10 protein-coding genes are annotated in these 11,943 nt (G+C 68.7%); 8 read left to right on the top strand and 2 right to left on the bottom strand.

Annotation, left to right across the window (positions count from 1 at the left end; translation table 11 throughout):
- The first annotated feature begins 7 nt into the window (after positions 1 to 7).
- From G6N20_RS16260 to G6N20_RS16250, 3 genes are read left to right on the top strand one after another with little or no spacing between them, the layout of a single operon-like run.
- The gene (locus G6N20_RS16260; protein ID WP_083045794.1) at positions 8 to 757 is read left to right on the top strand and encodes a DUF2786 domain-containing protein; all 750 of its coding nucleotides are present in this window, start codon (positions 8 to 10) and stop codon (positions 755 to 757) included.
- A gap of 20 nt (positions 758 to 777) precedes the next feature.
- On the top strand, positions 778 to 1,284 hold the full coding sequence (locus G6N20_RS16255) for a TIGR04338 family metallohydrolase (RefSeq protein WP_179961564.1): 507 nt from the start codon (positions 778 to 780) through the stop codon (positions 1,282 to 1,284).
- A 35-nt stretch (positions 1,285 to 1,319) separates the two neighbouring features.
- Positions 1,320 to 3,395 (top strand): beta-glucosidase, encoded by a 2,076-nt coding sequence (locus G6N20_RS16250; protein WP_083045834.1) that lies wholly within the window; start codon positions 1,320 to 1,322, stop codon positions 3,393 to 3,395.
- A gap of 38 nt (positions 3,396 to 3,433) precedes the next feature.
- Here G6N20_RS16250 and mymT read toward each other — a convergent pair whose 3' ends face one another.
- Complete coding sequence (mymT, locus tag G6N20_RS16245) at positions 3,434 to 3,580, bottom strand: copper-binding metallothionein MymT (RefSeq protein WP_083045792.1); 147 nt, start codon at positions 3,578 to 3,580, stop codon at positions 3,434 to 3,436.
- A gap of 428 nt (positions 3,581 to 4,008) precedes the next feature.
- On the opposite strand from mymT, the gene G6N20_RS16240 reads away from it, so the two are divergent.
- Positions 4,009 to 4,449 (top strand): SPW repeat protein, encoded by a 441-nt coding sequence (locus G6N20_RS16240; RefSeq protein ID WP_083045791.1) that lies wholly within the window; start codon positions 4,009 to 4,011, stop codon positions 4,447 to 4,449.
- A gap of 79 nt (positions 4,450 to 4,528) precedes the next feature.
- Here the strand turns inward: G6N20_RS16240 and ilvD are convergent, their stop codons facing one another.
- The gene (gene ilvD / locus G6N20_RS16235; protein ID WP_083045790.1) at positions 4,529 to 6,223 is read right to left on the bottom strand and encodes a dihydroxy-acid dehydratase; all 1,695 of its coding nucleotides are present in this window, start codon (positions 6,221 to 6,223) and stop codon (positions 4,529 to 4,531) included.
- 314 nt (positions 6,224 to 6,537) lie between these two features.
- Here ilvD and G6N20_RS16230 point away from each other — a divergent pair, with 314 nt between their 5' ends.
- From G6N20_RS16230 to G6N20_RS16215, 4 genes are all read left to right on the top strand, one after another.
- Positions 6,538 to 7,779 (top strand): MFS transporter, encoded by a 1,242-nt coding sequence (locus G6N20_RS16230; protein ID WP_083045789.1) that lies wholly within the window; start codon positions 6,538 to 6,540, stop codon positions 7,777 to 7,779.
- Between the two features lie 118 nt (positions 7,780 to 7,897).
- Positions 7,898 to 8,947: a L,D-transpeptidase gene (locus G6N20_RS16225; protein WP_083045788.1), complete on the top strand. Its 1,050-nt coding sequence runs from the start codon at positions 7,898 to 7,900 to the stop codon at positions 8,945 to 8,947.
- Positions 8,948 to 9,101: 154 nt separating this feature from the next.
- Positions 9,102 to 9,698 carry a TetR/AcrR family transcriptional regulator gene (locus tag G6N20_RS16220; RefSeq protein ID WP_083045787.1) on the top strand — a complete coding sequence of 199 codons (597 nt, stop codon included), beginning with the start codon at positions 9,102 to 9,104 and terminating at the stop codon, positions 9,696 to 9,698.
- Complete coding sequence (locus tag G6N20_RS16215; RefSeq protein WP_083045786.1) at positions 9,685 to 11,934, top strand: molybdopterin-dependent oxidoreductase; 2,250 nt, start codon at positions 9,685 to 9,687, stop codon at positions 11,932 to 11,934. Before G6N20_RS16220 ends, G6N20_RS16215 begins: the two co-directional genes overlap by 14 nt.
- Positions 11,935 to 11,943 lie beyond the last annotated feature (9 nt).

Genomic DNA, 11,943 nt, shown 5'->3' with positions numbered 1-11,943 from the left:
TGGCGCCATGACCGACGACAAGACGCTAGCGCGCATCGCCGCCCTGCTGCGCCAGGCCGAAGGCACCGATAATCCCCACGAGGCCGACGCGTTCATGAGCGCCGCACAACGGTTGGCCACGGCGGCATCCATCGACCTGGCGGTGGCCCGCGCGCACGCTGTCACCCGGTCGGCGGCGCAGGCGCCCACGCAGCGCACCATCACCATCGGGACCGCGGGCACCCGCGGGCTGCGGACCTACGTGCAGCTGTTCGTGGTCATCGCGGCGGCCAACGACGTGCGCTGCGATGTGGCGTCGAATTCGACGTTCGTCTATGCCTACGGGTTCGCCGAGGACATCGATGCGACCCATGCGCTGTACGCCAGCCTGGTGGTCCAGATGGTACGGGCGTCGGACGCCTACCTGGCTACGGGCGCGCACCGACCGACGCCGACGATCACCGCCCGGCTCAACTTCCAGCTGGCGTTCGGCGCCCGCGTCGGTCAGCGCCTGGCCGAGGCCCGAGAACAGGCCCGGCGGGAGATCACCGAGGACCGTGCCCGGGCACCGGGCACCGCTGTCGCGCTGCGGGACAAGGAGATCGAGCTGCGCGACTACTACCGCACCGCGTCCAAGGCGCGCGGTAGCTGGCGAGCCAGCAGCGCCACGGCCGGGTACTCGGAGGCGGCTCGGCGCGCGGGTGATCGCGCTGGGCGGCGAGCACGCCTCGGCACAAGCCCCGAGCTGCCCGGGGCACGGGCCGCGCTGGGCCGGTGACCCGGGCGGATGCCCAGTATCTGTCCAGCCGGGATTTCCAGCGGGCCAGGGTTTACGCGGCCGAGGAATTCGTGCGGACACTGTTTGACCGCGCTGCCGACCATGGCTCGCCCAGTGTGGAGTTCTTCGGCACCCAGCTGACGCTGCCACCGGAAGGACGGTTCGGGTCGGTGGCATCCGTCCAGCGCTATGTGGACGAGGTGCTCGCGTTGCCGGCCGTGCGGCGGCGCTGGCCGGCGGTGACGGCGCCGCACGTGCGGGCGCGGCGGGCGGCCACCGCGGCGCACTACGAAAACCACGACGGCGCGGGCATTATCGCCGTTCCCGGCCGGGACGGCGCCGGCTGGGCGATGCGCGAGCTGGTGGTGCTGCACGAGGTGGCGCATCACCTGTGCCGGGTGCCGCCGCCGCACGGACCAGAGTTTGCGGCGACGCTGTGCACGCTGGCGGAGCTGGTGATGGGACCAGAACTTGGTCACCTGCTGCGGGTCGTCTACGCCAAGGAGGGGGTGCGGTGGACGAGGTAGCCGCCGACGTCCGTGCCCGCGAGGTCGAGGCCCAGATGACCGACGACGAGCGGTTTTCGCTGCTCGTCGCCGTGATGGGGGCCGGCGAACTGTGGCCCGTGCGCGATGACCGAATCCCGCCGGGCGTTCCGATGAGTGCCGGGTACGTGCCCGGAATTCCCCGGCTCGGGGTCCCGGCGTTGTTGATGAGCGATGCCGGCCTCGGCGTCACCAACCCCGGATACCGCCCCGGCGATACCGCCACGGCGCTGCCGGCCGGGTTGGCGCTGGCCGCCAGCTTCGCTCCGGGGCTCGCCCGGGCCGCGGGTGAGGTGATCGGTCGGGAGGCGCGCAGCCGCGGGTTCAACGTCGTGCTCGCGGGCGCGATGAATCTCGCGCGCGACCCGCGCAACGGCCGCAACTTCGAATACCTTTCCGAGGATCCACTGTTGAGCGCCACCATGGCCGCGGAGTCGATCATCGGCATACAGCGACAGGGCGTCATCTCGACGACCAAGCACTACTCGCTGAACTGCAACGAAACCAATCGGCACTGGCTGGACGCGGTCATCGACCCCGACGCGCATCGCGAATCCGACTTGCTGGCCTTCGAGATCGCCATCGAACGGGCCCGGCCGGGCGCCGTGATGGCGGCCTACAACAAGGTCAACGGCGACTACGCCGCGGCAAACCCGGCGCTGATCACCGACATCCTCAAAGGCGCCTGGGCGTATCGCGGCTGGGTCATGTCCGATTGGGGCGCGACACCGGGCTGGGAGTGCGCGCTGAGCGGTCTCGACCAAGAGTGCGGTGCGCAGATCGATGCCCTGCTGTGGCAGTCGGAGGCGTTCACCGGCCAGCTGCGCGCCGCCCACCGCGACGGCAGGCTGCCCGCAGAGCGGTTGTCGGACATGGTTCGCCGGATCCTGCGGTCGATGTACGCCGTCGGAATCGACCGGTGGGAACCCGCTCCCGCACCGGATATGGCCGCGCACAACGAGATTGCGTTGCAGATCGCCCGGCAAGGAATCGTGCTGCTGCAAAACCGAGGGTTGCTGCCGCTGGCGCCCGACTCGGCCGCGCGCATCGCCGTCATCGGCGGCCATGCGCAGCTGGGTGTGCCGGCGGGCTACGGTTCGAGCGCCGTCACGCCCCCGGGCGGCTATGCGGCAGTGATCCCGATCGGTGGGTCGGGCCTGGAATCAGGGTTGCGCAAGCTCTACCTCGTGCCGTCGAGCCCGCTTGCAGAGCTGAAAACGCTGCTGCCCCGGGCGCGTGTCGAGTTCGACCCCGGCGTCAGCCCGGCGGAGGCGGCGCGGGTGGCGCGCCGCGCCGACGTCGCCATCGTGTTCGCGGTCCGGGCAGAGGGCGAGGGCTGCGACGGCGTCGACCTGTCGCTGCCGTGGGGTCAGGATGCGCTGATCGCGGCCGTCGGGGCCGCCAACCCGCACACCGTCGTGGTGCTCGAGACCGGCAACCCGGTGACCATGCCCTGGCGAGACGCGGTGAACGCCGTCCTGCAGGCTTGGTATCCCGGCCAGGCGGGTGGGCGGGCCATTGCGGAAATTGTGACCGGCCAGGTGAATCCCTCGGGCCGGCTACCGATCACATTCCCGGTCGATCTTGCTCAGACGCCGCGCCCGGAGTTGCCCGACCCCGCCGCCGGGTGGGGGACACCGACCACGATCCACTACTTTGAAGGAGCCGACGTCGGCTACCGGTGGTTCGCACGGACGGGCCAGCACCCGATGTTCGCGTTCGGCCACGGCTTGTCGTACACCAGGTTCGAATACCGCGACCTGGTCGCGACGGGCGGCGACACCGTCACGGTCAGCTTCCATGTCGTCAACACCGGCGACCGCCGGGGGGCCGACGTTGCGCAGCTGTATCTGACTGGCGCGCTGGGTAAGCCGCTGTTGCGGCTGCTGGGCTTCGAACGGGTCGACCTCGACGTCGGTCAGGGCACCCGCGTGACGATCACGGCGGAGCCGCGACTGCTGGCCCGCTACGACGGGGTGGCCGGCTGTTGGCGCATCGCGCCCGGAGACTACACGGTGGCGGTGGCCGCTTCGGCGGCGGCGATGAAGTTGGCGGCCCGAGTCCAACTGTCCGGCCGTGCGTTCGGGCGGTGAGGCGCCGGGGGCCCGAGCGCACGACCGGCCTGTCACGGTTATTGGACAGGCGTCAGCTCGTCGCCGCAGGTGCAGCGGTAGGGCTGGCCGGCGCCAGCGCAGTTGCAGGGGACTTCGATACGGACACGACACCCGCAGCCTTCGTGGCCGCAGGTCAGCACGGTTCCGGCCGCATGTGTTGCCATTGGTATCACCCTCCTGATCGGGGACCGAAGTCCCGGCGGTCACTTGCACCTCGACTATACCCCATACGGGTATATGAGGGGAACCCGGGCTGGGGTGTCGGAATTCCGATCGGGGCACGTCGGCGTGGCGCGGCGGCCCGGGCCGGGAGGACGTCGCCGCGCGTCGGCATCGGGGCTTTGCGGGCGTTCGCCCAGGCGATCACGGCCGCCCGTGCCCGCGGGCTTGGACCTGCCCGTCGTCGCCCGGCGAGATCCCGGCCGCGGCACGCCGGAAGACCTGTCAAAAGCCCCTGAGAACGGCCTGGAGCACCCGGTGGCTGCCGGCCCGCTCGTCGTTGCTGGCGTCCGCTGAGCGAGCGTAATCTGGGAACAGATGGATGGGTTATCGAGAGCTTAAACCGCTTGCCGCATAACAGAAAGGTTGCAAAATGAGCACAGTCCATTCATCAATTGAACAGCACCCCGATTTGTTGGCTCTGCGGGCGAGTTTTGAGCGTGCCGCCGAGTCGATGAGCGCGTATGTCACCTTCGGCCTGACCCTGCTGGCTGGCCTGTATGTGGCCGCGTCACCGTGGATCGTTGGCTTCCACGCCACGAGCCGGCTTACCTGGTGCGACGTGATCGTCGGGATCGCGGTCGCGTACCTGGCGTACGGGTTCGCGTCGGCGCTGGACCGCACGCACGGCATGACCTGGACGCTGCCGGTGCTCGGTGTCTGGCTCATCTTCTCGCCGTGGATTCTGCGAGGAGTGACGGTGACCGCCGGCATGATGTGGTCGCACATCATCGCGGGGTTGGTGGTGGCTGGCATGGGCCTGACCGCTACCTACTTCGGGATGCGTACGCGCGCAGCGGCTACCCGCTCATAATTGCGAAGTCCGCAAAGCCATAACCGAATTCGGACACCCTTGGTCGCTGGACCGGGCCAGGGATGCGGCTAGCTTCCGGCTAGCCGCAGACCGCCCCGGTCGAGGCCGAGCCGACGAGTTTGACGTACTTGGCCAGCACGCCGGATTTGTAACGCGGCGGTGGAGGGGCGAAATCTTTTCGCCGAGACTCGAATTCAGCCGGATCCGCCAGCACGTCAAGAGTGCGACCGGCCACGTCGAGACGGATCCGATCGCCGTTGCACAGGAACGCGATGGGTCCGCCGTCGACGGCTTCCGGTGCGATGTGGCCCACGCACAGGCCGGTCGTGCCGCCGGAGAAGCGACCGTCGGTGAGCAGCAGCACGTCCTTGCCCAGTCCGGCACCCTTGATCGCACCGGTGATGGCGAGCATTTCCCGCATCCCGGGTCCGCCCTTGGGGCCCTCATAGCGGATTACCACCGCGTCGCCGGCGGCGATGGTGCCGTCCTCGAGCGCATCCAGCGCGGCCCGCTCGCCGTCGAAAACCCTTGCGGTGCCTTCGAACACCTCGGAGTCGAAGCCGGCCGATTTGACCACCGCGCCGTCGGGCGCCAGCGAGCCGCGCAGGATGGTGATCCCACCGGTCGGGTGGATCGGGTTGTTCAGCGCGCGCAGCACCTTGCCGTCTGGGTCGGGTGGGGCGAGGTCGGCCAGGTTCTGTGCCACCGTCTGCCCGGTCACCGTCAGGCAATCCCCGTGCAACAGGCCGGCGTTCAACAGTGCCTTCATCACCACCGGGACGCCGCCGATGCGGTCGACGTGGGACATCACGTGGCGGCCAAACGGTTTGACGTCGGCCAGATGCGGCACCCGCGAGCCGATCCGGGTGAAGTCGTCGAGCGACAGTGCGACGCCGGCCTCGTGGGCGATGGCCAGCAGGTGCAACACCGCGTTGGTCGAGCCGCCGAAGGCCATCACCACCGCGATCGCGTTGTCGAACGCTTCCTTGGTGAGGATGTCGCGGGCCGTGATGCCGCGGCGCAGCAGGTCGACGACGGCCTGGCCGCTGCGACGCGCGAGCCCGTCCCGGCGGCGGTCGGTGGCCGGCGGCGCCGCGCTGCCCGGCAACGACATGCCCAGCGCCTCGGCGGCGCTGGCCATGGTGTTGGCGGTGTACATGCCGCCGCATGCCCCCTCGCCGGGACAAATCGCCCGTTCGATGGCATCGACGTCTTGGCGTGGCATCAAGCCGCGGGCGCAGGCGCCCACCGCCTCGAACGCGTCGATGATGGTGACCTCGCGCTCGCTGCCGTCGGAGAGCTTGGCGACCCCCGGCAGAATCGAACCGGCATACAGGAACACCGCCGCCAGGTCGAGACGGGCCGCGGCCATCAGCATGCCGGGCAGCGACTTGTCGCAGCCGGCCAGCAGGACCGAACCGTCCAGCCGCTCGGCCTGCATCACGGTTTCGACGCTGTCCGCGATGACCTCGCGGGACACCAGGGAGAAATGCATCCCCTCGTGACCCATCGAGATGCCGTCGGAGACCGAGATGGTCCCGAATTCCAGCGGATAACCGCCCGCGGCGAACACGCCCTCCTTGACCGCCTTGGCCAGCCGGTCCAGCGAGAGGTTGCAGGGCGTGATCTCGTTCCACGACGACGCGACCCCGATCTGCGGCTTGGCGAAGTCTTCGTCGACCATCCCTACCGCCCGCAACATGCCACGGGCGGCGGCCTTCTCCAGGCCGTCGGTGACGTCACGGCTGCGGGGTTTGATGTCGGCTTGCGGCATCGTCCAAGTATGACGCGGAACCAGCTGCGCCAAAATCCGGGCTGATACCCTGATGAGGTATAGCAGAGGGTGCGGGCATCGGCGACGGGTCCGGCCCGGTCCGACCGGAGCCACTGCGTCACCCGGGTGGTGGCCGGGGGAGGCGTCGACGCCGACGGCAAGCTCGGGCGGCCACCGCACGCAGCGTTCGCTCCTGATCAACCGCGTGTTGAACCGCGAAAGAGCCCGATCGCCGTCGGGGTGGTGCGTACGGTAGAGGAGCGTGATCGTGCCGTCATCCCCCGCGTTGCCCGGCCGATTCCGCCTCCCACGCCATGACTGCCGAAACCGAAACCACCGCCCCCGCCGCGCGACCGTGGACGCCACGGACCGCCGCACAACTGGCGGTGCTGGCGGCGGCGGCCTTCATCTACGTCACCGCGGAAATCCTGCCCGTGGGCGCGCTGTCGGCGATCGCACGAAACCTGCACGTCAGCGTGGTTCTGGTGGGCACCCTGCTGTCCTGGTATGCGTTCGTCGCGGCATTGACCACGGTCCCCCTGGTGCGCTGGACCGCGCATTGGCCGCGACGCCGCGCCCTGGTGCTCAGCCTGGGCTGTCTGACCGCCTCACAGCTGATCTCGGCGCTGGCTCCCACGTTCGCGGTGCTGGCCGCCGGGCGGGTGCTGTGCGCGCTGACCCATGGCCTGCTGTGGTCGGTGATCGCCCCGATCGCCACCCGGCTGGTGCCGGCCAGCCACGGCGGACGCGCCACGACCACGATCTACATCGGAACCAGCCTGGCGTTGGTGGTCGGCAGCCCGCTGACCGCGGCCCTGAGCCTGATGTGGGGTTGGCGGCTGGCGGCGGTGTGCGTCACCGTCGCGGCAGCCGTGGTCGCCGTGGCGGCCCGGCTGACGTTGCCGCTGATGGTGCTCAGCGCAGACCAGCTGCAACATGTGGGGCCGCGGGCGCGCCACCATCGCAATCGAGGGCTGATCGTGGTGAGCCTGATCACCATGGTCGGCGTCACCGGCCACTTCGTCTCGTACACCTACATCGTGGTGGTGATCCGCGATGTCCTCGGCGTGCGCGGGCCGAACCAGGCCTGGTTGCTGGCTGCCTATGGGATCGCTGGGGTGATCGCGGTGGCCTTGGTGGCGCGACCGCTGGACCGCCGGCCCAAGGGGGCCATCATCGTGTGCATGACGTGTCTGACGGCCGCGTTTGTCCCGCTGACCGTGTTGGCCTTTGGCGGACAGCGCACCGCGACGACGGCCCTGATCGGCACCGGTGCGATCGTTCTGTGGGGCGCCATGGCCACCGCCGTGTCACCGATGCTGCAGTCCGCGGCGATGCGCAACGGCGTGGACGACCCCGACGGGGCCTCCGGCCTGTACGTCACGGCGTTCCAGGTGGGCATCATGGCCGGATCGCTGGCGGGCGGGCTGCTGTATGAGCGCAGTGTGGCGATGATGCTCACCGCGTCGGCCGGCTTGCTGGCCGCCGCGTTGTTGGGCATGGCGACCATGCGCCACCTGTTCGAGGCCGCCTCGGCGAGGTCACAAGAGAGCTAACACTGCAGGTCAGCGGGACGAATCGGGGCGCTGACCGGTCGCGCCGCGGTCGCTGAGGGGGTGACGAGCCGGCGCGCTATGCCACACTGGTGACCGGGAAGTGACGGAGGGATGCACGATGTCGCGCTGGACGAAGGGCTGGGCCTGGGCCTGCAGGACGGGGAGCCTTGTGGCCACTGTGATCGCGGCCGCAACGGTTGCGGTCGTGGTGCTGGGCGCCGGGCCGGCCGTGGCCGACCCGGATCAGGTGCCCAGCGATCCCGGGGCGGTCGCGCCCGCTGAACCGGCGCCGGTGGCGCCGCCCGACGCGGTGGCGCCCCCCGACGCGGTGGCGCCCCCCGACGTGGTGGCGCTGCCGCCCGCGCCCGAGGCGCTCGCACCGCCGCCGGATCCGCTGGCGGTCCCGACGGCGTTGGGGCCCGCCCCGGCCGGGCAGGACCCGACACCGTTCGTCGGCGAACCGCCTTTCCGGCCGCCGACGTTCAATCCGGTCGACGGCGCATTGGTCGGTGTTGCCAAACCGATCATCATCAACTTCCAGGTACCGATCGCCGATCGGGCGATGGCCGAACGGGCCATTCACATCTCGTCGATCCCGCCGGTGCCGGGCAAGTTTTACTGGATGAGCCCGACCCAGGTGCGCTGGCGCCCGCTGGACTTCTGGCCGGCCAACACCGCGGTGAACATCGATGCGGCCGGCACCAAGTCGAGCTTCCGTACCGGCGACGCGCTGGTGGCCACCGCCGACGACGCGACCCATCAGATGACGATTACCCGAAACGGGGTGGTGCAGAAGACCTTCCCGATGTCGATGGGGATGTCGGCGGGCAATCACCAGACCCCGAACGGCACCTACTACGTGCTGGAGAAGTTCCCGACGGTGGTGATGGATTCCTCGACGTACGGCGTCCCGGTGAACTCGCCGCAGGGCTACAAGGTGACGGTCACCGACGCCGTCCGGATCGACAACAGCGGCAACTTCGTGCACAGCGCGCCGTGGTCGGTCGCCGACCAGGGCAAGCGTGACGTCAGCCACGGCTGTATCAACCTCAGCCCGGCCAACGCGAAGTGGTTCTACGACAATTTCGGCAGCGGGGACCCGGTCGTCGTGAAGAACTCCGTCGGGATCTACAACAAGAACGACGGCGCCCAGGACTGGCAAATCTAACGGCTCGGCGAGCAGCAGACGCAGAATCGCCCTTTTTGCCGGCAAAAAGGGCGATTCTGCGTCTGTTCGTGGGTGGATACGGACGCCGGCTTGTCGCGAGCGATTATGTATAGCATCATACATAAAGCCGGTGTGCAGCACCTAGGGAGCGACGATGCCAAGCCCACGCGATCGGATGGTGGCATCCGCTGCGCTGCTGATCAGGGAGCGCGGCGCGCACGCCACCGCCATCTCCGACGTCCTGCAGCACAGCGGCGCGCCGCGGGGTTCGGCATACCACTACTTCCCGGGCGGGCGCACCCAACTGCTCTGTGAAGCGGTCGACTACGCCGGTGAGCATGTCTCGGCCATCATCACCGAGGCCGGGCCGAGCATCGAGCTGTTGGACACGCTGATCGACAAGTACCGTCAGCAGCTGCTGGCCAGCGACTTCCGCGCGGGCTGCCCGGTCGCGGCGGTGTCGGTGGAAGCGGGCCCGGCGGCCGAGCGGGACCGGATGGCCCCGGTGATCGAGCGCGCGGCGGCGGTATTCGACCGCTGGTCCGAGCTGATCGCGCGGCGCTTCGTCGGCGACGGCATCCCGGCGGATCGCGCCGAGGAACTGGCGGTGTTGGCGACGTCGGCGCTCGAGGGCGCCATCCTGCTGGCCCGGGTGCGCCGCGACCTGAGGCCCCTCGACGTTGTCCACCGCCAGCTGCACAACCTGCTGCTGGCCGAGTTGCCGGAAGGAACCCGCGATGACCTCCACTGATTGGCAGCCAACCGCGTGCATCCTGTGCGAATGCAATTGCGGCATCGTGGTGCAGGTCGACGATCGCAAACTGGCCCGCATCCGCGGTGACAAGGCGCATCCGGCGTCGCGGGGTTACACCTGCAACAAGGCGCTGCGGCTCGACCACTACCAGAATAGCCGCGGCCGGCTCACCTCACCGATGCGCCGAGGTCGCGATGGGAGCTATCAGGAGATCGACTGGGACACCGCGATTGTCGAGATCGCCGAAGGTTTCAAACGGATCCGCGACACCTATGGCGGGGACAAGATCTTCTACTACGGCGGTGGTGGGCAGGGCAATCACCTCGGCGGGGCATACAGCGGCGCCTTTCTGAAAGCCCTGGGCTCGCGCTACCGGTCAAATGCTCTGGCGCAGGAGAAGACCGGCGAAGCGTGGGTCGATGCCAAGCTGTATGGCGGGCACACCCGCGGCGAGTTCGAGCATGCCGAGGTGTCGGTGTTCGTCGGGAAGAATCCATGGATGTCGCAGAGCTTCCCGCGGGCCCGGGTGGTGCTCAACGAGATCGCCAAGGATCCGGCCCGGTCGATGATCGTGATCGATCCCGTCGTCACCGACACCGCCAAGATGGCCGACTTCCATCTTCGGGTGCGACCCGGTGCCGACGCCTGGTGTCTGGCCGCCCTGGCCGGTGTGTTGGTTCAGGAAGACCTTTGCGACGAAGCATTTCTCGCCGAGCATGTAAACGGCGCCGACACCGTCCGCGCCGTGCTGCACGGGGTTCCGGTCGCCGAGTACGCGCAGCGGTGCGGGGTGGACGAGGAGTTGCTGCGTGCGGTGGCCCGGCGCATCGGCACCGCCGACAGCGTGTCGGTGTTCGAGGATCTCGGAGTCCAGCAGGCACCCAACAGCACGCTGTGCTCGTATCTGAACAAGATGCTGTGGATTCTCACCGGCAACTTCGCGAAAAAGGGCGGCCAGCATCTGCATTCGTCGTTCGCTCCACTGCTCAGCACGGTCACCGGCAGCACACCCGTTACCGGCGCTCCGATCATCGGCGGGCTGGTGCCGGGAAACGTTGTGCCCGAGGAGATCCTGACCGACCATCCGGACCGGTTCCGTGCCATGATCGTCGAAAGCAGCAATCCCGCGCATTCCCTAGCTAACTCGGCTGCCTGCCGGGAGGCATTCCAGGCGCTGGAACTGTTGGTGGTCATCGACGTCGCGATGACCGAAACCGCCCGGCTGGCTCACTATGTGCTGCCGGCGGCCTCCCAATTCGAGAAGCCGGAAGCTACCTTCTTCAATTTCGAGTTTCCACACAACGGCTTTCAGCTGCGGCGGCCGTTGCTGGAACCATTGCCCGGAACTCTGCCCGAACCGGAGATATGGGCGCGGCTGGTGCGCGCGCTCGGCGTGCTCGACGAGGCCGAGCTGCGGACGCTTCGGGCGGCCGCTCAGCAAGGCCGCCAGGCCTATGCCGACGCGTTCTTCGCCGCCGTGGCGACCAATCCTACTGTGGCGAAACTGCTTCCGTATGTGCTCTACGAGACACTCGGGCCGACGCTGCCGGACGGCCTGGCCGGGGCGGCGGCGCTATGGGGGCTCGCGCAGAAGACCGCGATGACCTACCCCGAGGCGGTGCGGCGTGCCGGCCATGCCGACGGCAACGCGTTGTTCGATGCGATCATCGACAGCCCTTCCGGTGTCACGTTCACCGTGCACAACTACCAGGACGATTTTGCCCTGATCGGCCACGCCGATCACAAGATCGCGCTGGAAATCCCCGAAATGCTGGCGGAGATAAGGTGGTTGAACCGCCAGCCGCCCCAGCTGACCACCGCGGAATTGCCGATCGTGCTGTCGGTCGGGGAGCGCCGCGCCTACACCGCCAACGATATTTTCCGCGACCCGTCCTGGCGCAAACGTGATGCCGACGGGGCGCTGCGGGTCAGTGTGGAAGATGCCAAGAACCTTGGGCTGGTCGACGGATGCCGGGCCCGCATCACCACCGCAACCGGCACCGCCGAGGCCGTCGTCGAAGTGACCGAGACCATGCGTGCCGGACATGCCGCCCTACCCAACGGCTTTGGGCTCGACTACACCGACGACAGTGGCCACTTCGTCGCGCCGGGTGTGGCGCCCAATGAGCTGACCGCCACCCGCTGGCGCGATCCCTACGCCGGTACGCCCTGGCACAAGCACGTGCCCGCCCGCATCGAACCATGCCGAGCAGACACAAAAGCCCCCGTTTAGTGGCGTGTC

It is taken from the genome of Mycobacterium shinjukuense, from assembly GCF_010730055.1.
In the GTDB taxonomy this organism is placed as follows: domain Bacteria; phylum Actinomycetota; class Actinomycetes; order Mycobacteriales; family Mycobacteriaceae; genus Mycobacterium; species Mycobacterium shinjukuense.
This window is presented reverse-complemented; position numbering and strand designations above follow the sequence as displayed.

Excerpts from the sequence above, each read along its gene's own strand:
- G6N20_RS16230 (WP_083045789.1), top strand. The coding sequence starts at position 6,538 with ATGACTGCCGAAACCGAAACCACCGCCCCCGCCGCGCGACCGTGGACG.
- G6N20_RS16215 (WP_083045786.1), top strand. The coding sequence starts at position 9,685 with ATGACCTCCACTGATTGGCAGCCAACCGCGTGCATCCTGTGCGAATGC.
- G6N20_RS16225 (WP_083045788.1), top strand. The coding sequence starts at position 7,898 with ATGTCGCGCTGGACGAAGGGCTGGGCCTGGGCCTGCAGGACGGGGAGC.
- G6N20_RS16220 (WP_083045787.1), top strand. The coding sequence starts at position 9,102 with ATGCCAAGCCCACGCGATCGGATGGTGGCATCCGCTGCGCTGCTGATC.
- G6N20_RS16260 (WP_083045794.1), top strand. The coding sequence starts at position 8 with ATGACCGACGACAAGACGCTAGCGCGCATCGCCGCCCTGCTGCGCCAG.
- mymT (WP_083045792.1), bottom strand. The coding sequence starts at position 3,580 with ATGGCAACACATGCGGCCGGAACCGTGCTGACCTGCGGCCACGAAGGC.
- G6N20_RS16240 (WP_083045791.1), top strand. The coding sequence starts at position 4,009 with ATGAGCACAGTCCATTCATCAATTGAACAGCACCCCGATTTGTTGGCT.
- G6N20_RS16250 (WP_083045834.1), top strand. The coding sequence starts at position 1,320 with ATGACCGACGACGAGCGGTTTTCGCTGCTCGTCGCCGTGATGGGGGCC.
- ilvD (WP_083045790.1), bottom strand. The coding sequence starts at position 6,223 with ATGCCGCAAGCCGACATCAAACCCCGCAGCCGTGACGTCACCGACGGC.